Annotated in this window: 24 protein-coding genes and 2 pseudogenes; 15 read left to right on the plus strand and 11 right to left on the minus strand. The window is 55.7% G+C overall.

Going from position 1 to position 25,669, the window contains the following annotated elements; genetic code table 11:
• The 3 genes and pseudogenes from RT613_RS12010 to RT613_RS12020 form a co-directional block, all read left to right on the plus strand.
• Positions 1-145: pseudogene (locus tag RT613_RS12010) on the plus strand (isopropylmalate/homocitrate/citramalate synthase); the annotation flags it as partial.
• Between the two features lie 109 nt (positions 146-254).
• On the plus strand, positions 255-824 hold the full coding sequence (locus tag RT613_RS12015; RefSeq protein WP_313615679.1) for a helix-turn-helix domain-containing protein: 570 nt from the start codon (positions 255-257) through the stop codon (positions 822-824).
• 70 nt (positions 825-894) lie between these two features.
• The gene (locus tag RT613_RS12020; protein ID WP_313615611.1) at positions 895-1,413 is read left to right on the plus strand and encodes a GNAT family N-acetyltransferase; all 519 of its coding nucleotides are present in this window, start codon (positions 895-897) and stop codon (positions 1,411-1,413) included.
• A 44-nt stretch (positions 1,414-1,457) separates the two neighbouring features.
• Here the strand turns inward: RT613_RS12020 and RT613_RS12025 are convergent, their stop codons facing one another.
• Positions 1,458-2,531, minus strand: coding sequence for a dienelactone hydrolase (locus RT613_RS12025; protein WP_313615613.1), 1,074 nt, complete (start codon positions 2,529-2,531; stop codon positions 1,458-1,460).
• A 240-nt stretch (positions 2,532-2,771) separates the two neighbouring features.
• Here RT613_RS12025 and RT613_RS12030 point away from each other — a divergent pair.
• Positions 2,772-3,864: pseudogene (locus RT613_RS12030) on the plus strand (helix-turn-helix domain-containing protein).
• Here RT613_RS12030 and RT613_RS12035 read toward each other — a convergent pair.
• Positions 3,865-4,968: a TRAP transporter substrate-binding protein gene (locus RT613_RS12035; protein WP_313615615.1), complete on the minus strand. Its 1,104-nt coding sequence runs from the start codon at positions 4,966-4,968 to the stop codon at positions 3,865-3,867.
• Positions 4,969-5,383: 415 nt separating this feature from the next.
• On the opposite strand from RT613_RS12035, the gene RT613_RS12040 reads away from it, so the two are divergent.
• Complete coding sequence (locus tag RT613_RS12040) at positions 5,384-7,777, plus strand: phosphoketolase family protein (protein WP_313615616.1); 2,394 nt, start codon at positions 5,384-5,386, stop codon at positions 7,775-7,777.
• Positions 7,778-7,838: 61 nt separating this feature from the next.
• On the opposite strand, the gene RT613_RS12045 is transcribed toward RT613_RS12040, so the two are convergent.
• On the minus strand, positions 7,839-8,306 hold the full coding sequence (locus RT613_RS12045; RefSeq protein ID WP_313615618.1) for a truncated hemoglobin: 468 nt from the start codon (positions 8,304-8,306) through the stop codon (positions 7,839-7,841).
• 151 nt (positions 8,307-8,457) lie between these two features.
• Between RT613_RS12045 and mbfA the strand changes: the two genes are divergently transcribed.
• Complete coding sequence (mbfA, locus tag RT613_RS12050) at positions 8,458-9,441, plus strand: iron exporter MbfA (RefSeq protein ID WP_313615620.1); 984 nt, start codon at positions 8,458-8,460, stop codon at positions 9,439-9,441.
• Here mbfA and RT613_RS12055 read toward each other — a convergent pair.
• Both RT613_RS12055 and RT613_RS12060 read right to left on the minus strand, forming a co-directional pair.
• Positions 9,381-11,006 carry an ABC-F family ATP-binding cassette domain-containing protein gene (locus RT613_RS12055; protein WP_313615621.1) on the minus strand — a complete coding sequence of 542 codons (1,626 nt, stop codon included), beginning with the start codon at positions 11,004-11,006 and terminating at the stop codon, positions 9,381-9,383. The genes mbfA and RT613_RS12055 overlap by 61 nt on opposite strands.
• A 249-nt stretch (positions 11,007-11,255) precedes the next feature.
• Positions 11,256-11,654 (minus strand): RidA family protein, encoded by a 399-nt coding sequence (locus RT613_RS12060; RefSeq protein ID WP_313615623.1) that lies wholly within the window; start codon positions 11,652-11,654, stop codon positions 11,256-11,258.
• A 206-nt stretch (positions 11,655-11,860) separates the two neighbouring features.
• Here RT613_RS12060 and RT613_RS12065 point away from each other — a divergent pair, with 206 nt between their 5' ends.
• Positions 11,861-12,454: a TetR/AcrR family transcriptional regulator gene (locus RT613_RS12065; protein WP_313615625.1), complete on the plus strand. Its 594-nt coding sequence runs from the start codon at positions 11,861-11,863 to the stop codon at positions 12,452-12,454.
• A 38-nt stretch (positions 12,455-12,492) separates the two neighbouring features.
• Here the strand turns inward: RT613_RS12065 and RT613_RS12070 are convergent, their stop codons facing one another.
• Both RT613_RS12070 and RT613_RS12075 read right to left on the minus strand, forming a co-directional pair.
• Positions 12,493-13,107: a transglutaminase-like cysteine peptidase gene (locus tag RT613_RS12070; protein WP_313615626.1), complete on the minus strand. Its 615-nt coding sequence runs from the start codon at positions 13,105-13,107 to the stop codon at positions 12,493-12,495.
• Between the two features lie 97 nt (positions 13,108-13,204).
• Positions 13,205-14,017, minus strand: coding sequence for an alpha/beta hydrolase (locus RT613_RS12075; protein ID WP_409558812.1), 813 nt, complete (start codon positions 14,015-14,017; stop codon positions 13,205-13,207).
• A 181-nt stretch (positions 14,018-14,198) separates the two neighbouring features.
• On the opposite strand from RT613_RS12075, the gene infC reads away from it, so the two are divergent.
• The 6 genes from infC (at position 14,199) to pheT (ending at position 20,159) form a co-directional block, all read left to right on the plus strand.
• The gene (gene infC / locus RT613_RS12080) at positions 14,199-14,735 is read left to right on the plus strand and encodes a translation initiation factor IF-3 (protein ID WP_250983679.1); all 537 of its coding nucleotides are present in this window, start codon (positions 14,199-14,201) and stop codon (positions 14,733-14,735) included.
• Positions 14,736-14,893: 158 nt separating this feature from the next.
• Positions 14,894-15,097 (plus strand): 50S ribosomal protein L35, encoded by a 204-nt coding sequence (gene rpmI, locus RT613_RS12085; protein WP_313615627.1) that lies wholly within the window; start codon positions 14,894-14,896, stop codon positions 15,095-15,097.
• Between the two features lie 40 nt (positions 15,098-15,137).
• Complete coding sequence (gene rplT / locus RT613_RS12090; protein WP_313615629.1) at positions 15,138-15,542, plus strand: 50S ribosomal protein L20; 405 nt, start codon at positions 15,138-15,140, stop codon at positions 15,540-15,542.
• Positions 15,543-15,769: 227 nt separating this feature from the next.
• A complete protein-coding gene (locus RT613_RS12095) occupies positions 15,770-16,648 on the plus strand; it encodes a serine/threonine protein phosphatase (protein ID WP_409558813.1) in 879 nt (292 codons plus the stop codon).
• Positions 16,641-17,723, plus strand: a complete 1,083-nt coding sequence (pheS, locus tag RT613_RS12100) for a phenylalanine--tRNA ligase subunit alpha (protein ID WP_313615633.1) — start codon at positions 16,641-16,643, stop codon at positions 17,721-17,723. The genes RT613_RS12095 and pheS overlap by 8 nt, the downstream gene beginning before the upstream one ends.
• Before the next feature lie 12 nt (positions 17,724-17,735).
• Positions 17,736-20,159, plus strand: a complete 2,424-nt coding sequence (gene pheT / locus RT613_RS12105) for a phenylalanine--tRNA ligase subunit beta (RefSeq protein WP_313615634.1) — start codon at positions 17,736-17,738, stop codon at positions 20,157-20,159.
• Positions 20,160-20,238: 79 nt separating this feature from the next.
• On the opposite strand, the gene RT613_RS12110 is transcribed toward pheT, so the two are convergent.
• Positions 20,239-21,132: a DMT family transporter gene (locus tag RT613_RS12110; RefSeq protein WP_313615636.1), complete on the minus strand. Its 894-nt coding sequence runs from the start codon at positions 21,130-21,132 to the stop codon at positions 20,239-20,241.
• Positions 21,133-21,418: 286 nt separating this feature from the next.
• Between RT613_RS12110 and RT613_RS12115 the strand changes: the two genes are divergently transcribed.
• Positions 21,419-22,168 carry an AraC family transcriptional regulator gene (locus RT613_RS12115; protein ID WP_313615683.1) on the plus strand — a complete coding sequence of 250 codons (750 nt, stop codon included), beginning with the start codon at positions 21,419-21,421 and terminating at the stop codon, positions 22,166-22,168.
• 9 nt (positions 22,169-22,177) lie between these two features.
• Here RT613_RS12115 and RT613_RS12120 read toward each other — a convergent pair whose 3' ends face one another.
• Positions 22,178-23,179, minus strand: coding sequence for an aldo/keto reductase (locus RT613_RS12120; protein WP_313615638.1), 1,002 nt, complete (start codon positions 23,177-23,179; stop codon positions 22,178-22,180).
• 115 nt (positions 23,180-23,294) lie between these two features.
• Here RT613_RS12120 and RT613_RS12125 point away from each other — a divergent pair, with 115 nt between their 5' ends.
• Entirely contained in the window at positions 23,295-24,185 is an 891-nt protein-coding gene (locus RT613_RS12125) for a LysR family transcriptional regulator (RefSeq protein ID WP_313615639.1), read from the plus strand.
• Here the strand turns inward: RT613_RS12125 and RT613_RS12130 are convergent, their stop codons facing one another.
• The gene (locus tag RT613_RS12130) at positions 24,186-24,629 is read right to left on the minus strand and encodes a GNAT family N-acetyltransferase (RefSeq protein ID WP_313615641.1); all 444 of its coding nucleotides are present in this window, start codon (positions 24,627-24,629) and stop codon (positions 24,186-24,188) included.
• The gene (locus tag RT613_RS12135; RefSeq protein WP_313615643.1) at positions 24,629-25,579 is read right to left on the minus strand and encodes an aldo/keto reductase; all 951 of its coding nucleotides are present in this window, start codon (positions 25,577-25,579) and stop codon (positions 24,629-24,631) included. The genes RT613_RS12130 and RT613_RS12135 overlap by 1 nt, the downstream gene beginning before the upstream one ends.
• Positions 25,580-25,669: the final 90 nt, after the last annotated feature.

A 25,669-nucleotide genomic window follows, 5' to 3' on the forward strand; every position in this document is an offset into this window, starting at 1 on the left:
GGTGACCGATGAGGGCCTGCCGGAGGCCAATGGCCAGAAATACGTATTGCCAGCAGGCGCCTTCTTTGAACTGAAGGACGGCAAAGTTAGCCGGGTAACAAACTATTATAATCTGAACGACTGGATTGCTCAGGTCGGCGCGTAAGTTCATCGACTACGGCGAACCCGCGTAAGTGTGGGTTCGCGCACCTTCTAGTTCCATTATAATATCCATTGACTCCATCATAAGAGAATGCAACTCTCTTGTCATGGATATGGAAAGCGACATTCTCGAAAAATCAATCGGCGAGCGGGTTCGCACCTTGCGTGCCGAAAACAACATGACGCTCGACCAGCTCAGCATGGCGTCCGGTGTCAGCCGAGCGATGATTTCGCGCATTGAGCGGGGTGAAGCCAGCCCGACAGCGTCGCTGCTGGCACGGATCTGTGCAGCGCTTGGCCTGTCGCTGTCAGGCTTTTTTGCTGAAAACGAAACTGTCTCTCCGCTGGTCAGAAAATCCGAGCAAAAACTCTGGCAGGATCCGGAAACCGGATATGTGCGCCGGGCCATCTCACCACCGCGTGTCGGCTCGGATGTTGATATTGTCGAGGTGGAGTTTCCAGTTGGTGCTAAAGTCAGTTTCCCCCCACATGCCGCCTCTCACGGTATGAGCCAATATGTCTGGTTGCTGGAAGGCGCGCTTGAGATGACGACACTGGAGGACGTGCATCTGCTAGCTCCGGGCGACTGCCTGTTCATGCCGGTCGGCGAAGGGCATAGTTTTTACAATCCCGACGACAGACCGGCCCGCTACTGCGTGGTTCTGGACCGACGAACGCGCTGACACGCGGATCAAGCACGTCTCAAATTTTTCAACGACAGTCCCATCGTTTTACAATCACCGGCAGGTCCCTATGGCAACAATCCGAATTCTTGACTCAGCAGATACATTAAACGCCCTGCCTGACCTGTGCGAGGTTCTGTCAGATTGCGTCAATGACGGGGCATCGGTTGGTTTCATGCTGCCCTTTACCCCGCAAGACGGGACAGACTTCTGGCGAAATGTCGCGGCCGGTATCGATACGGGCGAGATCATCCATGTTGTCGCAGAGGTTGACGGCGTTGTTGTCGGAACCGTTCAGGTGGGTCTAGCGTCAAAACCAAACCAGCCACATCGCGGCGACCTGATGAAACTGCTCATTCATCGCTCGCAACGCGGGCAAGGTCTGTCCCGCCTGCTGATGGATGCGGTGGAAACAGAAGCAGCCAAACGCGGGCGCAACCTTCTGGTGCTCGACACGGCAACCGGCAGCGATGCCGAGGCCATCTATCCACGCTTCGGCTGGCAAAGGGTCGGTGTGGTGCCCGATTACGCCCTGTTCCCCGATGGCCGGTATTGCGGCACGACGATCTTTTACAAGCGCATCGCATGACAAAACGCCGGGTTTGCCCGGCGTTTCGTTTTAGTGCGCTCGGCTCAATGGCCGTTTTTCAGGGCGCCGGTGAAGGCATCGACAATGGTTTTAATCAGCTCCTGATGAATTTCAGCACGATCCCGCAGACCGGCGTCGCTGCAAATGGGGTCCAACTCACCAATGGATTGAAGAAAAGCATTGGCGTCCTTTTTGCAAACCGGCAGAAAGCTGAAATGGTCGGCACCGCCAAGCCGAACATATTCTGCCGAGGAAATCTGTTGTGATAGCTCATCCGCCTTGACGCCAACAGGAACCTTGCCCTCATCGCCGAGATTGATGAAGGTCAACGGGATTGCCACATCCTTGATGCTTTCAGGCTGGATGACCGTTGCCAGGCCAGGATCGACAAGAACCGCCGCCTTTATGCGCGGGTCTCGGTTGGATTGCTCAAAACGTGCCTTGTCGACGGTGCGTAGGTCAAGTTTTGGCACGGAGACCGCTTCGTTGTTCACATAACCGCGCCCCCCGGCAAACCAGCGGCAATCCATCATGTCGGAATGGTCTTCACAATATTTCACGAAGGAATCGAGATCGGCACGCAGGCCGGAAATTTCCATGGCCGCCGCACCACCCAGTGAAAAACCCAAGACCCCGACACTGCTCTGGCTGACCGAGGACATCCAGGCCTTGTCGGTCGTCAGGCTGGTGACAAGGTTTGAGAGGCCCTGCGTACGCTCCCAGATTTTCGGTGTGTCCTCCGGTGTCGAATAACCGCTTGTGGTGCCGGGATGGTTGGTGCCAGCCACGATGAAACCGGCCTCAGCCAGTTTCACCGCAATCCAAGCCATGCCTTCCACCCGTGAACCGGAGCCGTGAGACAACAGGACGATCGGAAACTGGCCAGCTCTGATGGTGGCGTCCTTGAAGGCCGGCGAACCTTCAAAAATCCTGTTATCGCCAACCAGTGTTTTTTCGCCATCCTCCGTTGATGGGTACCACACCGTCACCTCCAGGTTGCTGTTACGCTGAGGGGAGAAAATACTGATGTTGCGCACACCGACCGGGTCTGCTGAAAAGGCACCTGAGCTGGCTGTACAGGCCATAAATAGGGCCGCGATGGAAAGTTGAAACCGCATGAAAAAACCTCGTTGAGTTGGATGAACGATGGCCCATGCTGGCGAAAATCAGATATTTAGCGTCCTAAATCGTGTTTGAGGTCGTGCCGGAACGTGATCTGGTCCATGAGATGACATCGATGCACCGGAAAACGCGAGTTTTGCGGCTATCGATGTGTAAATTGAAATTTGCAGCGGCAGGCGGTTTCGACGGGCTCACCACTGTTCTAACCTGACATTCCGTTTTTCAAGGTCCGCAACGTGCTGTTCATTCCCCTGCCTTTTGTTGTCGCATTGCTGCTGGGCCTGACACTGTTTGCCCTGATCAGAAGCCGTGACAAGACCAAAGCCAATCGCCCGTTTCTGGTGTTGATCCTGCTGTGCATCGTTCAATCCATTTCGGTTGGTCTGCGCTGGGGTTATGGCGTTGAGCACATTCGTTATGTGCTGCCAGTGATTGCCGGCTGCCTGCCGCCACTGGTTTATGCCAGTTTTCGCAGCCTGATGAATGATCAAGCGACCGCCCAAAATGTCACGCTGGGCGGCATCATCCTCGCTCCTCTGGCGATCATCGTGTTGATGCTGACCTATCCGCTGGCCATCGATTTTGCGCTGATCGCGCTATTTGTCGGTTATGCCGTTGCCATTATTGCACTTGGTCGTTCTGGCCCTGACGGGCTTGATGAAGCCCGTTTTGCCAGCGTCGTTCCCGCCCATCGCGCACTTTACATTGCCGCTGGCGCGCTGTGCCTGTCAGCCTGTTTCGACCTGATCGTGCTTCTGGATTTCGAGTGGAGCCGTGGAGAAAATGTTGCCGCCATCGTCAGCAATGCCAATCTTCTTGGCCTCTTTCTGATCGGTCTGACGGCATCGGTCGCCGGCGGCAGCAAGGCCGAACCGGAAACCTCTGCAAACGATACGGCGGATACGCCTGCCCTGCCAACAACGGAAGATCGAGATGTAATGGGGCAGCTTGAACAGGTCATGGAAAAGGACAGGCTTTACCGCGACGAAAACCTCAACCTGTCCCGCTTGTCACGGCGTCTTAGCATTCCCAGCCGACAGATTTCCAATGCCATCAACCGTTCCGCCAACATGAATGTGTCGCAATATGTCAATCAGTTGCGCATTCGCGAGGCCTGCCGCCTGCTGGAAGAAACCGATCAGTCCGTGACCTCGATCATGCTGGATTCCGGTTTTCAGACAAAATCCAATTTCAACCGAGAATTTCGCCGCATCACTGGCTTGAGCCCGGTGGCCTGGCGCGAGCGCGAGGTGTGGAAACTGGTGTCTTCCAACAAAAACGGTCACCCGGCGCAAACCGGGTGACCGCATGAAAAATCACCGCCAATGATTACAGCGTGCCGTTGCGCTGCTGGATCATCATGTAGGTGTCATAGGTGTATTCAGCGATCTGCGCCCACAGATAAGCGTCCTTCTTGAACGCCTGCTGGCTGTCATAGATCTTCTTGAAGGCCGGGTTGCTGGCAGAGATTTCAGCATAGGTTTCCTGTGCTGCCTTGTGGCAAACATCAAGGATTTCCTGGCTGAATGGGCGCAGAACCGCCCCTTCTGCTACCAGTTCTTTCAATGCCTTCGGATTTTGAGCGTCATAACGCTCCAGCATGCTGGCGCTTCCGGCGGCACAAGCATCTTTCAGAATGCGCTTGTAGTTTTCCGGCAGGCTGTTGAACTTTTCCAGATTGACGAAAGCGTGAACGGCCGGGCCGCCTTCCCACCAAGCAGGGTAATAATAATACTTTGCGACCTTGTAGAAGCCGAGCTTCTGGTCGTCGTAAGGACCAACGAATTCCGTTGCGTCGATGGTACCCTTTTCAAGAGCGGCATAGACGTCTCCGCCAGCAATCTGCTGCGGCGTGACGCCAACCTTCTGCATGACCTGACCAGTCAGACCGGCGATACGCATCTTGAGACCCTTCAGGTCATCAATAGTATTGATTTCCTTGCGGAACCAGCCACCCATCTGCGCGCCGGTGTTACCAAGCAGGATGGAATAGATATTGTGCTGGGCAAGAAACTCGTTGAGCAGTTCATTGCCACCCGCCTGGTTGAACCAGGCGTTGGTCTGGCGTGCGTTCAGGCCAAATGGAACGGACGTACCAAGGGCGAAGGTCGGGTCTTTACCCACGTAATAATAGGCGCAGGTATGAGCCATTTCGACCGTACCAGCCGTAACTGCGTCAGCCGCCTGCAACGCCGGAACAATTTCGCCGCCGGCGAAGTGCTGAATGGTGAAATTGCCGCCCGTTGCTTCCTTCACGTGGTCGGCCACAATCTGGCCTGCACCAAACAGGATATCCAGACCCTTGGTGAAGGATGACGTCATGCGCCATGTGATCTTCGGGTTTTCCTGAGCGATGGCCGGAGCGGCCAGAGCGGTTGCAGTGACGCCCGCGCCAACAGCGCCTGCATTGCGAATAAATGATCTGCGATCCATATCGGTTTGCCTTATTATTACGGAATCCACTAGGCGAACCGTACAGTACGCCTCCCAATGGCTACTAACCATTTCTTGTTCGTTGCTTCAAGGGAAAAAACGATCCTTTCGCAACAGCAGCTTTTGTTTTTCGATTGTTGCGCGACTAAATTTTCAACAGCCGAGGGTTGCAAAATTGCGCCATAAGATTGTAGCCTTCGCACGCTAATCAGAGTCCAACGACAATGCCACTTGATTTGCGTCAAGGAGAAGCCGGTCCAAGCGGTGTCTTCTGCGCATGGAACTGCGCCAATCCGTGCACTGAACATCTCAGCTCTTGCATCAGGATTGGTGCGTCACAGTGAAATTCCTGGAGCAGATTGCGGCACCTGTCGGTGCGCAACGCTCCACAAAATCACAGAGTGAAGGAGCGCGTATGACGCAGGCAACAAAGGCACGATCCCGTGAAATCCCACTGACGGCGCAGGAACTGTCGCTTATCGATCGTTACTGGCGCGCCGCCAATTATCTATCGGTTGGTCAGATCTATCTGCTCGGCAACCCACTGCTGAAAGAGCCTTTGCTGGCAGAACACGTCAAGCCGCGCCTGCTTGGACATTGGGGCACCACACCGGGCCTCAACTTCATCTATGCGCATCTCAACCGCATCATCAACGCACGCGATGCCAACATCATCTATATTTGCGGGCCCGGACATGGCGGTCCAGGCATGGTGGCCAGCACCTATCTTGAAGGCATCTATTCGGAAATCTATCCAGACATTACCGAAGATGAAGGCGGGATGCTGAAACTGTTCAAACAGTTTTCCTTCCCCGGCGGCATTCCAAGCCATGCAGCACCGGAAACACCCGGCTCCATTCACGAAGGTGGTGAATTGGGTTACGCGCTGGTGCATGCCTATGGCGCAGCTTTTGACAATCCTGACCTGGTTGTTGCCTGCGTGGTCGGGGATGGCGAGGCGGAAACCGGGCCTCTTGCAACGGCGTGGCACTCAAACAAGTTCCTGAACCCGGCAACGGATGGCACCGTACTGCCCATCCTGCACCTCAACGGTTACAAGATTGCCAACCCGACCGTGCTGGCACGTCTGTCCGACGAAGAACTCACCCATCTCTTCACCGGTTACGGTTACGAGCCGTTTTTCGTTGAGGGACATGAACCGGATGCCATGCACCAGCAAATGGCTTCAACGCTCGATACGATCTTTGACCGGATCCAATCCATCAAACAGCATGCAGCGAAGGATGCCTCTGAACGTCCGCGCTGGCCAATGATCATTCTGCGTTCGCCCAAGGGCTGGACTGGTCCGAAAGTGGTGGATGGCAAGATTGTCGAGGGCCATTGGCGGTCGCACCAGGTGCCGGTGGCCAATTGCCGGCAGGATGCTGGCCATCGCCAAATTCTCGAGGACTGGCTGAAAAGTTATGACCCAGCCGACCTGTTCGATGACAATGGCAGCCTGAAACCGGAACTAAAAGCGCTGGCTCCCAAGGGCAAGCGGCGCATGGGCGCCAACCCACATGCCAATGGCGGGCTGTTACGCGAGGAATTGCATACACCGGATTTCCGCACCTATGCCGTATCCGTCACCACACCGGGCGGCACGGAGGGCCAGGCAACCAAGGTGCTTGGCGATTATTTACGAGATGTTATCCGGCTAAATGAAAGCGCAAAAAACTTCCGTATTTTTGGTCCGGATGAAACCGCATCCAACCGTCTGGGCAGCGTGTTTGAAGCCACCGACCGGGTCTGGATGGCACAAACACTGGAGTCGGATGACCATCTTGCGCCGCAAGGTCGCGTCATGGAAGTGCTGAGCGAACATCAGTGCCAGGGCTGGCTGGAAGGATATCTCCTGACAGGGCGGCACGGTTTATTTTCATGCTACGAAGCCTTTATCCACATTGTGGATTCAATGTTCAACCAGCATGCCAAGTGGTTGAAAGTATCAAGAGAGCTGGAATGGAGAAAGCCCGTTTCGTCGCTCAACTATCTCTTGACCTCGCATGTCTGGCGACAGGACCATAATGGCTTCTCCCATCAGGATCCGGGATTTGTCGATCTCGTCGCCAATAAAAGCTCGGAAATTGTTCGTGTTTATCTGCCGCCGGATGCCAATACCCTGCTTTGGGTTGGCGACCATTGCCTGAAAACATGGGATCGGGTGAACGTGATCGTCGCGGGCAAACAACCGGCCCCACAGTGGTTGAACATGGAAGAGGCAGAGCGTCATTGCGAGGCAGGTCTGGGTATCTGGGAATGGGCCGGCACGGAAGACGGGCTGGAGCCGGATGTGGTCATGGCCTGCGCCGGTGATGTGCCGACCATGGAAACACTCGCCGCTGTTGACCTGCTGAGGCAGGCATTGCCACATCTGCGCATTCGCGTGGTGAATGTCGTGGATCTGATGACACTACAGTCACCGCAGCACCATCCGCACGGCATATCCGACGAGGAGTTCGACCGGATCTTCACCACAGATCGCCCGGTCATCTTTGCCTATCACGGCTACCCCTATCTCATTCACCGGCTGGTTTACAAACGCACCAGCCATCCGAATTTCCATGTTCGCGGTTTTATCGAAGAGGGTACCACAACAACACCGTTCGATATGGCAGTGATGAATGAGCTGGATCGTTATCACCTTGCCATCGAGGCGATAAACCGATTGCCTGTCCTGAAAGAAAAGGCAGCGCATGTCGTGACGGCGCTGCAGGAAAAACTGATGCAGCACAAGATTTTCGTGTGCGAACATGGTGAGGACATGCCGGAAATCCAGAACTGGAAATGGCCCTATCCCAAGCCATGACGGGCAGGAAAACAGGGTCACGCCTTTATTCTAGGGGCGTGACCTTTTTCTGGTGGATCGATTAGCCCCGTTTGCGCGCCGGGTCATCAAGGGCGGGATTGTAAAACAATGACAGTGTCAGGCTGCGGGCAATACGTTCTGCCGTTGCCATGAACCAGTCATGCGCCTCATGACTGGGTGCAATATCTCTCAGCGTTGCGGAAAACAGCGCAAGCCACTGCGGAAATAAGTCTGCTGTCATGCCGTGTAACCCGACATGGGCCTGCACCGGCTTGCCGGCATAACCGCCATTCTTGAAGGCGATTGCCGACCAGAACCTTTTCATCTTGTCCATATGCTCCGGCCAGCGACCATTCAGTCGGCCATCAAATACCGGACCAAGCTGCGGATGCGCGAGAACCCGGCCGTAAAAGGTCTCCACGAGATGATCGATAAAAGCCGCATCGACGCCAATCCTCGCCATATCGCCTTCGGCACGGCGCTGAATTTCGGCATTGTGGGCGGCTTTTGCCTGTAGATCATCGCTCATGCGGGCCTCGGCGTGGTTGTCGTGTTTCATGGTGCATTTTAGCGTCTGATATGGCCCCCGCAGGGAATATTCGCAATGCGGCGTTTTGCACCTCTTGCCTCGCGCATTCACTCACTCTATTATTAGAATAATTCTAAACTAGGAAATTCCCATGCTGAGTGCCCTGCTTCCCGCCTCTAAACGTGCCTTTTCTTCGCTGAGTGAGCAGGAGATCCTGGCGCTGGCCATTTCAAGTGAAGAGGATGACGCACGTATCTACCGGGCCTATGCCAGCAATTTGCGAGAGCACTTTCCGGCTTCGGCAAAAATATTCGATGATATGGCAGAGGTGGAAAATACCCACCGCAACATGCTCATCGATATGCATGTCCGCCGGTTCGGTGACAACATTCCACTGATCCGCCGCGATCACGTGCGCGGTTTTTATGATCGCAAACCGGACTGGCTGGTCAAAAACCTGCCGCTTGAGAAAATCCGCATGCAGGCTGAGTTGATGGAAGAACAGGCCGCGAATTTTTACGATCGTGCCATCACCCTCATCTCCGACGCAGACACCCGCAAGCTGCTTGGCGATCTGGCCGATGCGGAACGTGGACATCAGGACATTGCCCAAATGCTGGAAGACAAACATCTGGCAAATGGCGAGGGTGAGACAGAGCAGGACACCGCAAAACGTCAGTTTTTGCTGACCTATGTGCAACCCGGTCTGGCGGGCCTGATGGATGGTTCAGTGTCGACATTGGCGCCCATTTTTGCCGCCGCCTTTGCCACGCAGGACACCTGGCAGACCTTCCTGATCGGTCTCTCTGCCTCGGTTGGCGCCGGTATTTCAATGGGCTTCACCGAAGCAGCCCATGATGATGGCAAGCTTTCCGGCCGAGGCTCTCCGCTCAAACGCGGCCTCGCCTCCGGCATCATGACGGCGATTGGCGGTCTCGGCCACGCCCTGCCCTACCTCATTCCGCATTTCTGGACGGCAACAGCCATTGCTGCCATTGTCGTGTTCGTTGAACTGTGGGCCATCGCCTTCATCCAGAACCGCTTCATGGAAACGCCATTCATGCGGGCGGTTTTTCAGGTGGTGCTGGGTGGATCGCTGGTGTTGGCAGCTGGCATCATCATCGGCAATGGCTGATACCGATTGATGCCGATTGCTTCCAGGAACATCTCGTCATGGCTGACCACCAGCAGGGCGCCGTCATAGGCGCTCAAACCGGCTTCCAGTGTCTCGATCGCTTCGAGGTCGAGATGGTTTGTCGGCTCATCCAGAAGGAGAAACGGCGGTGGCGTCGAGCCTCCAAGCGTGCAAGCCAGACCGGCACGCAGAAGCTGGCCGCCACTTAACGCTCCCGCCACCTGCAGGGCGGCATCGCCACGAAACATGAAGCGCGCCAAAGCGGCGCGGCATTCATTGTCGTCACACGACGGGTTCAAGTGGCGAAAATTATCGAGAATGGATTTCGAGCCATCCATCAGGCTGACCCTCTGGTCCAGCATCGCCCATTGCGTGAACACGCGGACCTGCCCTTGCGAGGGTTTTAAACCTCCGGTGACCAGCGACAACAATGTCGATTTTCCCGAGCCATTTTTGCCTGTGATGGCAACCCGCTCCGGTCCAGTGATCGCAAAACTGACGTCGCGCAGGATTGGCGTTTCCGCTTGATAACCTGTTGTAACAGCCTCCATCTGCAACACCAATTTTGTTGATGGCAGACCGGTCGAAGCAATGGAAACCGACAGCGGCTGGAGAATTTCCAGACGGCGGCGGGCACTATCAAGCGCTGTGTTTGCTTCAGCTTGACGGCGCTCTGTCAGACGGGCCTGACTACCGCCTGTGCCTTCGCTGCGGCTTTTCATGCCGCCGAGAACGATGCGCGGCTGATCGCCCCTGGCGGCTTTCTGCTTGCCCGCACCATCCTTGCGCGCCTTGGCCTCGGCCCTTGCCTGCGCCTTGCGTGCCACGTCGTTCAGCTGTTTTTCGGCTTCAGCTACGTCATGTTCTACGGCTGCATGTTCCAAAGCCTTGGCGCTGCGATAGTGGCTCCAATTACCGCCATAACGTTTGGTGCCAAGTGAGGTTATCTCGACGATGGCATCCATGGTCTCCAACAGCGTACGATCATGGCTGACGATCAGTGCTCCCCCGCGCCAGGCGGCCAGAAAATCGATAACCGCCTGCCGTCCGTCCTGATCGAGATTGTTGGTCGGTTCGTCGAGAATAATGAAATCCGGCTGGCTGAACACCAGTGCGGCCAGACCTGCGCGGGTACGTTGGCCACCAGACAGACAAGACAGGACCGTTTCAGCGGTGGCATCGAGGCCGACAAGTTCCAGTGCCGACCGCATGCGGTCTTCCAGTGTCCAGTCTGCGTCTGCCAGTTCTTCCAGTGTTGCATCACCTGCCTCTGCACGGCGCAGAACATTGATGGCCCCCGACACCGCAAACAGATCGGCAAGTGTTTCGCCGTCATTCACCTGAACAACCTGCCTCATGGCACCTGTTGTTCCGGAGATCGAGATATCGCCCGTCAAGGGCTGCAGATCGCCGGCGATCAGCTTCAAAAGCGTGGACTTGCCGACACCGTTGCGACCAACCAGAGCGGTTCGTTCAGCGTCGAAACTCAAAGTCAGATCGGAAAAGAGGGAGCGTCCCTCAGGCGTCGACCAGCTTATATTTTGGAGTGTTATGGATGCGGACATGGAGTGGAGTTTTCCCATTAACAACAAAAGTGATGGCAGTTGTTGCTGGGTTGAAATCCATATTGCACACGTCCTGTAAGCATTAAAACTGGCCCCTATGATAGGGTCCAGTTCCGGTCGTTTCAAGAAAAAATGGCTTTTTTCGCCAAGGCTTGTCGCACAGGACCGTTCGGCACTGGGTGCTGAAGGCTGGCGGGCAAGGCCGGTAAAGCACGTAAATACCCCACGTGCTTTACCGCGAACACACAATCAGTTCGATTGCGGAATGCGGGCAATGACCTTGATTTCGAAGTCGAAACCGGCCAGCCAGTTGACCCCGACAGCGGTCCAGTTCGGATATGGCCTTTCCGGAAAGGCCTTGTTTTTGGCGGCCATCACCACCTCGAACTGGTTGGCAGGGTCGGTGTGAAATGTCGTGACATCGACGATGTCATCAAAGCTGCTGTTTGCTGCCTTCAGGACCGCTTTGAGATTGTCGAAAGCAAGCTGCACCTGCTTTTCGAAATCCGGTTCTGGAGATCCATCTTCACGGCTGCCGACCTGGCCGGACACAAACAACAGATCACCGGATCGGATTGCTGCGGAATAACCGTTGATTTCATAGAGTTCTTGCCTGCTGGCAGGGAAAATAGCATCGCGCTTGGTCATTGTGTGCTCCTTTTAAAACGCACTGGTCCAATCCCAGAACACGGGTCTGCGTTACGCAGTGGCGTTCTTGGATAAATCGGTCGATTTTTCATTGCTTTACTGAGCGGGACGCAGCATTGATATACGGCCCGTATGTCAATATATGTTAACATACATTGCGTATGTCAATACGCATACGGACCGTATGTTAAATTCAGGAGAGCCGAATGGCTGCGAAAACACGTGCCCAGATGGTTGAAGAAACCCGCGCCAAGCTCATTACTGCTGCTCGAAAATCTTTTGCAACAAAGGGTTATGCCGCCGCATCCATGGACGATCTGACGGCCGAAGCCGGATTGACCCGTGGTGCACTCTATCACAATTTTGGTGACAAAAAGGGCCTCCTATGGGCCGTCATCGACCAGATTGATGGTGAGATGCTGGCACGGTTGCGCGTCGTGCAGGAGGGTGCGGCAACGCCTTGGCTCGCCTTGCTTGCTGAAAGTACCGCTTATATCGAAATGGCCCTGGAGCCTGAAATCCAGCGTATCATGCTGCTGGATGGTCCGGCGGTTCTGGGCGATCCCGCCAAATGGCCCAATCAGACCGCCTGTCTGCGCCGGATTGAAAAAACCGTTCAGCAGTTGATTGACGATGGCACCCTCAAAAAAGTCGACGCCGAGGCCGCAACTTGGCTGTTGAATGGTGCTGTGCTCAATGCCGCATTGTGGATCGCTGCAGCGGAAAATCCCAAAGAGGCCTTTCCCAAGGCGGTCGATGCCTTTCAGCATATCGCATCAGGCCTTTTGGCAAAGCCATAAAAAAAGCCCGCTTTCGCAGGCTTTTTGGTGAACTAAAATTACTTCAGAGCGCCAACCAGAACATCGCGTCCATCCTCGATGGACACCCAGCGGCCCGTGTTGAACGAGGCCTGGCGCTTGAGATAGGTGTAAGGTGTATTCATCCACAGCTTCACATCATCCGACAGGTTGTCGAGGATGAAATCGCCTTCTGTGGTCCGCAGTGTCAAAACAGCATGGCCTTCACCATCCGGCTTGCGAACTACGGTGATCAGAAGGTCCGATACGGAAAAGCCGTTTTCAATCAGCATCTTTCTCTTGAGAAGAACGTAATCTTCGCAATCACCAGCCGTGGTTGGATATTCCCAGACTTCGTCGCGACCATAGATTTCCTGGTCGGTCATGGCGATGATACTGTTGTTGACGGATGCGTTTATCTCGCGAACCAGCTTCCAGCCGTAATCTGTAACGCGCGGCGGAGCGGTCAACTTGTTGCGCACGTTGCACTCGGCTGCGTATTTCTGACAGAACTCATAATGTCCAATGGGCTGCGATGTTACGCCGCCTGTCACCATGGACAGGCTACCCTTGTTTTCCGCCTGCACGGAAGCCGCAGAGGATAATCCCGCGGCCACTGCTATCAACAGCGCACGCGCCAGCGGTGCTTTCATCATGAAACCGTCCCTTACATTCTTAACAAAACGTTAAAATGATGGGCGGTTGTGAGTCAATCATTAGCGATTGCTGAACACTAAGAGATGATGAATATGGTTAAGACCGTTGCGGTTTTGCCGATATTGCCATGTCCTTCACCGCCTGCAGCATGCGCTCGATGTCTTGCGGCCGTGACAGACGGTGGTCGCCGTCCTGAATCATGGTCAAGACGACATCATCGGCTGGCAAGAACTGCATGAGCTTGAGGGCGTGGGTGTAGGGCACATCTGGGTCCTTGCCGCCTTGCAGAATATGAACCGGACATCCGGTCTCGATCATGCCTTTCAACACACGGTTTTCACGACCATCCTCAATCAGCGCCCGGGTAAAGATGTTTGGCTCAGGGCTGTATTCCGACGGCTCCTCGAAATAACCGTGTTCTGCAAGCGAAGCTTTTTCTGCCTCCGACAGGTTTGGCTCGATCAGTTCGGCAGTAAAATCCGGGGCGGGCGCAATCAGCACCAGACCATCAACCGTTGTCGTGTTCAGTTTTTTAAGTTCCTGCACCAGACGCAGGGCGATCCAGCCGCCCATCGACGAGCCGATGGCGACAATGCTTGTTGGTTTCTGGTCGGCGAGCACGGCAAGCGTCTCTTCAAGCCAGCGAGAAATGGTGCCCTTGGTGAAATCGCCGCCAGAGACGCCATGGCCGGAATAATCGAAACGAATGCAGGCAAGACCGTTTTCGCCGGCGAAACGATCAAGCTCCACAGCCTTGGTTCCGGACATGTCGGAGCGATAGCCACCAAGCCAGACCAACGCCGGCCCGGCAACACCCTCCTTGGCAGAACGGATGATCATTCCTATATTGCGCTCATCACCATCTTTACCAACGGTGATGTATTGAACCGGATCTTCGCTATTTTGCATGCCTGCACTCCTCGATTTTGACGTCTTGTAGAGCAGATTCGCAAAAACCGCGACAAGTGGTGATTTTTTCCGGCACTTATGCTATTGACTTCACCACGGCAATCACGACATTTCCGCCATTTGCTGCGGCAGGAGGTCATTGTCGCAGCCATTCCGGAAAACAGTTCAGGAGAATACGACCATTCGCAGACCTTTCAAAGCCGATGCCCCCGTCAAGGAGGGCCCGCGCTCCAACCGGGAAATTCGGGTTCCCCGCGTTCAGCTCATCAATGAAGAAGGCACCAACCTCGGCCCGATGCCGACGGATCAGGCCCTGAAACTGGCAGAGGAGGCCGGTCTCGATCTCGTTGAGATTTCGCCGAACGCCGAACCGCCGGTATGCAAGATTCTCGATCTCGGCAAACTGAAGTACTCGACCCAGAAAAAGGCCGCCGAAGCCCGCAAGAAGCAGAAGATTGTCGAAGTCAAAGAAATCAAGATGCGTCCGAACATCGACACCCATGATTATGAGGTGAAGATGAAGGCCATCAGCCGTTTCTTTGAAGAAGGCGATAAGGTGAAAGTGACCTTGAAGTTCCGTGGCCGTGAAATGGCCCACCAGGAACTCGGCATGAAGCTTCTGTTGCAGGTTAAGGAAGACACACTGGCAATTGCCAAGGTGGAAGCCGAGCCGAAACTCGAAGGCCGTCAGATGATGATGGTTCTTGCCCCTAAATAATAAAGCCTGACAGGGCTTTTTATAAAGAGTTGCGCTTTTGGCCGACTGCGGTTATAAGCGCGCGTCCGAACGGTCCGGCAGGGCATGCCGAGGCCGTTCCAGAATAGCTTGAAACTAGGCCTCATCCGCCTGTTTCGATACAAAAACGGAGTAGCAAAATGCCCAAGATGAAGACTAAATCGGCTGCCAAGAAGCGGTTCAAGATCACCGCAACCGGCAAAGTCGTTGCAGCCGCTGCTGGCAAGCGCCACGGCATGATCAAGCGTACCAATAAGTTCATTCGCGACGCGCGCGGAACCATGGTTCTCGCCGAGCCTGACGGCAAGAAAGTCGTCAAGAACTACCTGCCGAACGGTCTCTAAGACTTTTCCGCACATTTGGACACTTTAAGGAGATCATGATATGGCTCGCGTAAAACGTGGCGTTACTTCCCGCGCCAAGCACACCAAGACCCTCAAGGCCGCTAAGGGCTTTTACGGTCGTCGCAAGAATACAATCCGTACAGCTAAGGCTGCTGTCGACAAGTCCAGACAGTATGCAACGCGTGACCGCCGCGTCAAGAAGCGCAACTTCCGCGCCCTCTGGATCCAGCGCATCAACGCTGCTGTTCGTGAATCTGGCCTGACCTACGGCCGCTTCATCGACGGTCTGAACAAGGCTGGTATCGAAGTTGACCGCAAGGTTCTGTCTGACCTGGCAATCCATGAGCCGGCAGCATTCGGCGCACTCGTAGACGCTTCCAAGAAGGCTCTCGAGTACCTCAAGGAAGCCGGTACGAAAAACGAGTTTGAAGCTGCTGTAAACTAATACGGCGCTGAACATCTTCGTTCTTTTTAAACCCGCGCCGGTTCATCCGGCGCGGGTTTTTTCTTTGAATGGCATGTGTCCGGTGCATCGGACCGAAACCGCCCGGCGATTGTCGAACTGATGCCCGTAAAACAGCTTGGAGCGACGGAATTCATTCCGCTTTATCTCTCGCCGCTCTGCACATGAAACAGGGGGGATCGCCAGCATAACGCGACGATCGGGGGCTTATGTTGAATGCAACGGAAATGGATAAGAAGAACAAGGGACTGCGCGTCACGTTAAAGGACGCGGATATTGCCGCCCTGATGCAGGCGTTGCTGGCCAGTGACCGGCGCATCCAGCGTATCGAGCTGGAAAATGGTGCCGTCTGGATCAAACGTCAGGGAACGGAAAATTCCTCCTGGTGGATTTCCCTGCAGGCCTTTCTGGCAAAGCTGCTGCCTTACTCTTTTCTCAAGCCCTCTCCTCTCCTCAAGCCTGTTGCGATGATGGCGCGCGAAATTCGCCGCATGGAGCGTTTTGCCGAAAAGGGCTTTCCCGTCGCAGAGATTGTCTATGCCTCCGACACCGCAATTGCGCTTGGTGATGTCGGCCCGACCGTCGAGGTCATGCTCAAGGGTTTGAAAAACGCCTCTCCGGCAGACAATGACGCGTTGCTGGTCAAGGCAACCGAGGCGCTTGGCGCACTGCATGCCGCTGGTCTTTGCCACGGCCGCCCGCATGTGCGCGATTTCTTCCTGCGTGACGGCCAGATCGGTTTTATGGACTTCGAAGAGGAACCGGAAGCCGTCATGCCGCTGGAATCTGCCCAGGCCCGTGATCTGTGGCTGCTGTTCCTGATTGTTTCAACGCGCTCTGTCGACCCGCAAAAAACCTGCGATGAAGCCTTCCGCCGCTGGCGTGAACAGGCTCCGGCCGCCACGGTTCAGGAATTGCAGCGTCTGGTGACAGTTCTTGCGCGATTTTTACCGCTTGCCCGGTTGATCGGGCGCGTGCGGATGGGTAGTGATCTGCGACGCTTTATCATGGCGACCGACTATCTGAAGAATGCTGTGAAACCGCAAGCCGCTGGAACATATCCCGGCGAGGCAGGAAAAGATGACTGAACTTGATACTTTGAAATCGCAATTGATGTCGGAGATCGCCGCAGCCGGTGATGAGGCAAGCATTGAAGCTGTGCGTGTTTCGGCGCTGGGCAAAAAGGGCTCGGTCTCCGAGCTTCTCAAAACCCTGGGTACGATGACACCGGAAGAGCGCCAGACCCGTGGTGCTGCCATCAACCAGCTCAAAAACGAAGTCACCGATCTGATCACCGCCCGCAAGAGCGAGTTGAAGGATGCCGCCATCACTGCCCGCCTGAAAGCGGAAACGGTTGATGTGAGCCTGCCGGTTCGCCAGTCCCCGGCCGAACGTGGCCGCATCCATCCGATTAGCCAGATCGTTGATGAGATCACTGCGATTTTTGCCGATATGGGTTTCTCGATTGCCGAAGGTCCTGATATCGAGACCGACTATTACAACTTCACCGCTCTGAATTTCCCGGAAGGTCACCCTGCCCGCGAAATGCACGACACATTCTTCCTGCCTGCCAATGACAAGGGTGAGCGCAAGGTTCTGCGCACGCATACGTCGCCGGTGCAGGTCCGCACGATGGAATCTCAGAAGCCGCCGATCCGTATCGTCATTCCGGGCAAGACCTACCGTCAGGATTCCGACGCCACCCATTCGCCGATGTTCCATCAGGTCGAAGGTCTTGTCATCGACAAGAAGGCCAATGTCAGCAATCTGCGCTGGATTCTGGAAGAGTTCTGCAAGACCTTCTTCGAAGTCGACAGCGTTGTGATGCGCTTCCGCCCATCCTTCTTCCCGTTCACGGAGCCATCTTTCGAGGTGGATATCCAGTGCGATCGTTCCGGACCGATCGTCAAGTTCGGCGAAGGCAAGGATTGGATGGAAATTCTCGGCTGCGGCATGGTGCACCCAAATGTGCTGCGCGCGGGCGGGTTGGACCCCGATGAATATCAGGGCTTTGCCTGGGGCATGGGTCTCGACCGCATCGCCATGCTGAAATACGGCATGCCTGATCTGCGCGACTTCTTCAACGCCGATGTCCGCTGGATGAACCATTATGGCTTCCGCCCTCTCGACATGCCGACCCTGTTCGGCGGCTTGAGCCAGTAAGGAGAAAAGACCATGAAATTCACACTCTCCTGGCTGAAAGAGCATCTTGAAACCGATGCCACTCTTGATGAAGTCTGCGAACGCCTGACCGCCATCGGTCTTGAGGTCGAAGACGTTGATGACAAGGCTGCCTACAAGCCCTTCGTTATTGCCAAGGTTCTGACCGCTGAGAAACACCCGGAGGCAGACCGCCTCAAGGTGCTGTCGGTCGATGCCGGTGACGGCAAGCCGGTTCAGATCGTCTGCGGCGCACCCAATGCACGCGCCGGTCTTGTTGGTGCGCTGGCGCGTCCGGGCACCTATGTTCCGGGCATTGATGTGACCCTTTCGGTTGGCAAGATCCGCGGCGTGGAAAGCCACGGCATGATGTGCTCCGAAAAGGAACTCAACATCTCCGACGACCACAATGGCATTATCGACCTGCCGGAAGATGCGCCAATCGGCACGTCCTTCGCTTCCTATGCCGGTCTTGATGATCCGGTCATCGAAATCAACCTGACTCCAAATCGTCCGGACTGCACGTCGATCTACGGTATTGCCCGTGATCTCGCCGCATCCGGTCTTGGCAAACTGAAGACCAAGCCGGCACCGGCCTTCAAGGTCGAAGGTGCGACACCTGTTGATGTGAAGCTGGAGCTTGACGATGCAGCGCTTTGCCCGGGTTTCTCCCTGCGCATCGTGCGTGGCGTCAAAAATGGCCCAAGCCCGAAGTGGATGCAGCAGCGCCTGATGGCGATTGGTCTGCGCCCGATCAACGCATTGGTTGATATCACCAACTACATGACCTTCGACCAGGGCCGTCCAATGCACGTGTTTGACGCGGCAAAGGTCAAGGGCAATCTCGTGGTCCGTCGTGCTGAGGAGGGTGAAACCATCCTGGCGCTCGACCAGCGTGAATACAAGCTTGGTCCGGCCAATGTTGTCATCGCTGATGACAATGGCCTGGAATCGATCGGTGGCATCATGGGCGGCGAACATTCCGGCTGCGATGAAAACACCACGGATGTGCTGATTGAATCGGCTCTATGGGACCCGATCAACATCGCCAAAACAGGCCGTGCGCATGGCATCATCACCGATGCCCGTTACCGCTTCGAACGCGGTGTCGACCCGGAATATATGGTGCCGGGCCTTGAGCGCACCACCGAGCTTGTTCTGGAACTGTGCGGTGGCGCTGCCGGTGAAGCCAAGGTCGTTGGTTACAAGGGTTTTGAACCGAAGTTCGTGGATTTCCCGCTGTCCGAGGTCAAGCGCCTGACCGGCCTTGACGTTTCAACGCAGGAAAGCCTTGATATCCTCAAGGGTCTGGGTTTCGGCATTGAAGGTTCCGGCGAGCGCGTCAGCGTTTCCGTTCCATCATGGCGTCCTGATGTTGAAGGCAAGGCCGATCTGGTTGAAGAGGTCATGCGTATCCATGGCGTCGACAACATCAAGCCACAGCCACTGGAAAGCCTTGGTGCTGTCAATGGCCGTATCCTGACTACGCTGCAGATCCGCACGCGCACGGCGCGTCGCGCCTTGGCCAGTCGTGGCATGCTGGAAGCCGTGACCTGGTCGTTCATTCCGGAAGCCCAGGCCAAGCTGTTTGGTGGCGGATCGCCTGCCCTGAAGCTCGCCAACCCGATTGCGGCTGACATGTCCGACATGCGGCCGTCGCTGCTGCCGGGTCTGTTGACTGCAGCCCAGCGTAATGCCGACAAGGGTTATGGCGACGTTGCCATCTTCGAAGTGTCCGGCACCTATGAAAACGACACGCCAGAAGGTCAGCGTCGTGTTGCCGGTGGCGTTCGTCGCGGTACGGCATCGCTGTCCGGTTCCGGCCGCATGTGGTCCAACGCATCGAAGGGTGGCGGCAAGCCGGTTGACGTTTATGACGCCAAGGCCGACGCACTGGCTGTGATCGAGGCCTGCGGCCTGCCAATGGCCAATGTGCAGATCGAAGCTGGTGGACCTGAGTGGTATCACCCGGGCCGTTCCGGCACCATCAAGATGGGACCAAAGATCGTTCTCGGTTACTTCGGTGAATTCCATCCGAAAACCCTTGGTGAACTCGACGTATCGGGCGTCTATGCCGGTTTCGAAATTTTCCTCGATGCCATGGCAGAACCGAAGAAAAAGGCGACCCGCACCAAGCCAGCGCTTGAGCTTTCACCCTTCCAGGCTGTGAAGCGTGACTTTGCCTTTGTCGTCGACAAGTCGGTGGAAGCCGGCGCGATCATCAAGGCTGCGACAAGCGCTGACCGCAAGCTGGTGACCGCTGTGAATGTCTTTGACATTTTCGAAGGTGCTTCGGTTGGCGAAAACAAGAAGTCGGTTGCCATCGAAGTTCAGATCCAGCCGGTCGACAAGACCCTGACGGATGAGGATTTCGAGGCCCTGACTGCCAAGATCGTCGGCAATGTCGAAAAGACAACCGGCGGCGTGCTGCGCGCCTGAAGCAATACTGATTTCAAACGATCAAGGCCCGCGAAAGCGGGCCTTTTTGTTTTGGTTGGCTGTTGTTGCTGTAGACGTCTCAAACCGTCGCGGTTTTGCGGGGCGCAGGTGGTTTTGCAAAGATCACCACATTGCCGGCCAGCGTCAGTATGAGGCCAATGCCGCCGAGCAAAGTCCACTGATACCCTTCATAAAGCGTCGAAAGCGACAGCGCGACCACCGGGAAAAGCACGGTGGCATAGGCAGCGCGCGACGATCCGATGCGCGCCACCAGCATCAGATAGGTGGTGAAGCCAACGACGGACCCAATGGCCGCGAGATAGAGCATGGCCAGCAGGTAACGGGTGTCGGGCGGTGCAACGACCGGTGTTCCTGTCACCGCAATCAGCGCAATCAGGATAATGGCCCCATAGGTCATGCCCCAGGCATTGGCGGTGGCCGGGGTAATGCCAGCCGCGCTGTTGCGGCGCGATACCATGTTGCCGAGCGAAAAGAACAGCGTGCCGAGCGCCGACAGGCCGACGCCTTTCCAGGTATCGACATTGTAGTGGATGATGATGTCAGGCCCGAACAGCAAGACCAGACCCGATGCACCAAGAGCGGCTGCCACCAGCGTGCGTCCGGTAATCGCATCACCGAAAAACAGCCGCGCATTGACGGCATTATAAATGGTAGCCAGCGAAAAGATCACCGAGATCAGGCCGGAGGGTACATAACTTGCGGCATTATAAAAACAGATGAAGTTCATGCTGAACAGGCACAGTGCCTGCGCCACAATGAATGGCTGGCTTTTCAGTGCCGGAATTTTCAGTTTTCCCATCACCGCCAGCACGATGAGAAACAGAAGAGCTGCTGTGGCAAAGCGGTAAAAAACCGATACCAGAACCGGCACCGGCCCCACCTGCATGGCAATTGCAATCCAGGTCGTGCCCCAGATCAGAACGGTGGAAATGAACAGAATGATGTTGGCCATGGTATCCTCGCCGGCATTATAGCCGAGATATGCGCGACAGGGACCATGCTGTTCTTGCAGATTCTTGCGGTGAAATAACTCTGGCAGCGGCGGACCATACTGGCGGGGCTATCGCAGGGTCGTTGCTCTGCGTTAGAATGGCGCCTCATCGTCAGGGTTCATCATGCAGGCGCAGGCGCAATCTGTTTTCAGCTTTCTCAAGGCATCGTCATCGGCCGATGTGGTTGGTGCGATTGATCTCGCGTTTGGCCGTTCGGCTGCCATATGGCGTAACGCCCATGACCGCATGACCTATGAGCGTCCCAGCGGGCATACGTTCAGCCTCTATCTGCAAGGTGGCACTGGCACACGACGATTGGACAATGGCGGCGTGAATGGTTGGCCGGGTGCCTTGTGTGTGATGCCGCAAGGGGCATCGTCGGATTGGGAAATCACCGACACCTTCGAGTTTGTGCATCTCTACGTCGGGGATGACGATCTTCGCCGTTTTTATACGGAAATGTTCGATCAGGACGCCAGATTGATGGTGTTGCCCGAAGCAACCTTCGACAATGCGCCTGAAATGGCAAAGGCTCTGCAGCGCATTGCAGAGGCAACCCGGCAAAACGATCGGATGGCCGCAGATGCCGCCGTTTCCAGCGCGTTGACGCACCTTTTTACCGATCCGCGTTACGGCGGAAAGCGGTCGCCTTCGATCAAGGGTGGCCTGACACCGGCCGTTCGTCGACGCGTCATTGATTATATTGATGCGCATCTGGCGCAGGCACTGACCTTGCAGGATCTGGCACGGGTTGCCGGCCTCAGTGAATTTCATCTGCAGCGCATGTTCCACGCCAGTTGCGGGGTTTCCCCGCATGTCTGGGTGATGCACAGACGCCTTGCCCAGGCCAAAGTACTGCTAGCCGGACGCGATCCGATTGCGCAGATCGCGTCCGCCTGTGGTTTCAGCAGTCAGAGCCATTTGACACGGGTGTTCAAGTCCCTTGTCGGCACCACGCCGTCAGCCTACCGCCAGGGTGTCCTCACGCACACCTGACCTGTGCTGTCAGCGGCTTGCCATAGACGCCAGTTGCTGCGGATAACGACCACCTGCCACCTTTGCCGGCGACAGCAGATCGCCAAGCTCCTTGACCTCTTCCTTGGTCAACACAACGTCTGCTGCAGCGACGTTCTTTTCCAGATTGGCAATCTTGGTGGTTCCGGGGATTGGCACGATGAAATCACCCTGAGCCAAGACCCAGGCCAGCGCCAGTTGACCGGCTGTTACACCCTTTTGCGCTGCCATCTCTTCCAAGAGGGTTACCAGCGCCAGGTTAGCGTCGAAATTCTCCGCCTGAAAACGCGGAAGCGAACGACGGAAATCATTATCCGACAGGCCGTCCAGTTTTTTCAGCGCTCCGGTCAGAACACCGCGACCAAGCGGGCTGAATGGCACAAAACCAATGCCCAGCTCGCGGCAGGTGTCCAGCACGCCATTTTCTTCGACGTCGCGTGTCCAGAGCGAATATTCGCTTTGCAGCGCGGTAATCGGATGTTCGGCATGCGCCTTGCGGATGGTATCTGCACTGGCTTCAGAAAGGCCGAGATATTTCACCTTGCCCTCCCGCACCAGATCGGCCATGGCGCCAACCGTCTCTTCAATCGGCACATTGGGGTCAACGCGGTGCTGGTAAAACAGGTCAATAACATCGACGCCAAGACGTTTCAGCGAGGCTTCGGCCACAGCGCGAACATTTTCGGGCCGGCTGTCGGTGCCCACCATCATCTGACCAACCGGTTTGCTGGTATCGATCTTGAAACCGAACTTGGTGGCAATCACCACCTTGTCGCGGTAGGGCTGCAGCGCCTTACCGACCAGCACCTCATTGTCATAAGGACCGTAAACTTCCGCCGTGTCGAAAAAGGTGACGCCAAGCTCCACCGCCCGGTGCAACGTGGCAATCGAACCGCTGTGATCTGACGAGGGGCTGTAGGCGTGGGTCATGCCCATGCAGCCAAGGCCAAGCGCCGAGACAGAAAGATCTTTTCCGAGAATTCTGCTTTTCATTTTGTCCGTCCTTTCAGGAAGGAAATATTCTTTGAGGAACGGACACACCATATGCCGATGCGCGGATAAAAATAATCGCTGCAAATTTGCGTGGGTTGTTCTAAATAATAGAACAATGAATCGTGTTCAGCTTTCACAACTGGCCGTTCTGGCCACCGTCGCAGAAGAAAAAAGCTTCCGCAAGGCGGCAGCGGAACTGGGCATTGCGCCATCCGCGGTCAGCCATGCGGTCTCTGCGCTGGAGGCAAGCCTTGGCCTGCGGCTGCTTCATCGCACCACCCGCAGCGTTTCCCCGACCGAAGAAGGCCGACGGCTTCTTGAAACACTGGCACCGGCCTTGAGCGATATCGACACCGTCATCAGCACGCTCGCCGAACAGGGTGGTCGCCCAGCCGGACCACTCCGCGTGACCTTGCCACGCCTTGCAGCAGAAGAATTGCTCATGCCGCGGCTGAGCGAGTTTCTGGAGCTTTATCCGGATATTTCTCTTGAAGTCGCCACCCATGACAGTTTTGAGGATATCGTCGCCAAGGGATTTGATGCCGGATTCCGACTGGGCGAAAACCTGGAAGCCGACATGATTGCTGTTCGTGCCAGTGGCCCATGGCGTGGTGCCATTGTCGCGTCACCTGGTTATTTCGAGAAACATCCCGCTCCCGAACATCCCCGCGAACTGATGCAACATCGCTGCATAAGCCGTCGGTTTTCAAGTGGGCGGATTTATCGATGGGAACTGGAAAAGGACGGAAAACCGCTGGTCGTCGATGTGCAGGGCCAACTGATCCTTTCGGACCAAAACCTCATTTGCCGTGCAGCAATCGATGGTGCGGGTCTTGCCTTTGTGTTCGAACAACGGGTCGAAGACCACATAAGAGCCGGCCGTCTGGTGCGTGTGCTGGAGGACTGGTGTGCGCCGTTTGACGGCTTTTACATCTATTATCCCTCGCGCCGGCAGATGCGGCCGGCGCTGAGGGCTTTCGTCGATTTCTTCCGTTTCAAGGGCTGATCAGAACTTGATGCGGTAGCGGATATGGCCATCACTTTCGACATAGCTGTCATAAAGTTTGCGGGCCCGCTGATTGTTTTCATCGGTGTGCCAATAGAGGCGTGACCAGCCCTTTTCCTTGGCAATGGCAATCAGGTCATCGATCAAGGCGCGGCCGATGCCCTTGCCACGAATGGTCTCGTCGATGAACAGGTCTTCCAGATAACAATCCGGGGTCTTGACCCAGGTCGATTCATGGAAGTGATGAATGGCAAAACCGACCGTCTGGCCGTCGAGCACTGCCAAACGCATGGAAAGGCGTGAAGCCGGGTCCATGATGCGCGCCCATGTATGGGCAGTCACATCCTCGGCAAGGTCAACATTGTAAAAGGCGAGATAGTCGGTCCAGAGTTTCAGCCAGTCGGCCTGATCCTGTGGCTGGGCATCACGAATCTGCAGGGTCATTATGCGCCTGCCTTGTCGAGAAGCGTCATCACGTCGTCCGTCAGTTTCAGATCGGTCGCCCGTTTGAAACTTTCCAGCTGCGAAAGGCTGGTGGCACTGGCAATCGGTGCAGTTACCGTTCTCTTGCGCAGCAACCATGCCAGCGCGATATCGGCAAGTTTGGCGCCGGTCTCGGCCGCAACCGTATCCATCGCACCAAGAACAGCCAGTCCGCGATCATTGACGTAACCTTCCACCCGGTAGGAGCGTGCAGCACCTTCCGTATCGACCTTGGCGCGGTATTTTCCGGTCAGGAAGCCAGCAGCAAGACTGTAATAGTTGATGACACCAATATCTTCCTTCAGGCAGAGCTCGGCCAGTGGGCCTTCAAAATCGGCGCGGTTATAGAGGTTATATTCCGGCTGCAGCACGTCGTAACGCGGCAGGTTGTTGCGTGCAGCAACATCCAGCGATGCCTGAAGCTGTTCTGCGCTGTAGTTCGAGCAACCAATTGCGCGGACCTTGCCCTGCTCTTTCAGCCGCGCAAATGCGCCAAGGGTTTCCTCAAGCGGCACATCCTCATCGGGTTTGTGAGCCAGATAGAGGTCGATGTAATCGGTCTGCAGGCGCTTGAGCGAAGCATCGACAGCCTCGTTTATCCACTTGGCACTCAGACCTGTTTTGCGCTCATTATTATCGAAGCCAACCTTGGTAACGATAACGGCGTCTTCGCGTTTGACAGAGCTTTGTTTCAGCCACTTGCCGATGATTGCTTCGGACTCACCACCCTGATGGCCGGGAACCCAGGCGGAATAGACATCTGCCGTATCGATGGCATTGAAACCGGCGTCAAAAAAAGCATCCAGAAGCTGGAAAGAGGTTTTTTCGTCAGCGGTCCAGCCAAACACGTTACCACCGAAAACAATGGGTGCGATGGATAGGCCGGTACGGCCAAGGGCGCGTTTTTCCACGTCAAATACTCCTTTTTCAAAACTGCTTTTGCCAAACTAGCAATCCTGCGGAGACATAACCATTGAATTTCCCTGATGGGATACCGCCTG

It is taken from the genome of Agrobacterium sp. (genome assembly GCF_032092815.1).
Taxonomy (GTDB): Bacteria; Pseudomonadota; Alphaproteobacteria; order Rhizobiales; family Rhizobiaceae; genus Agrobacterium.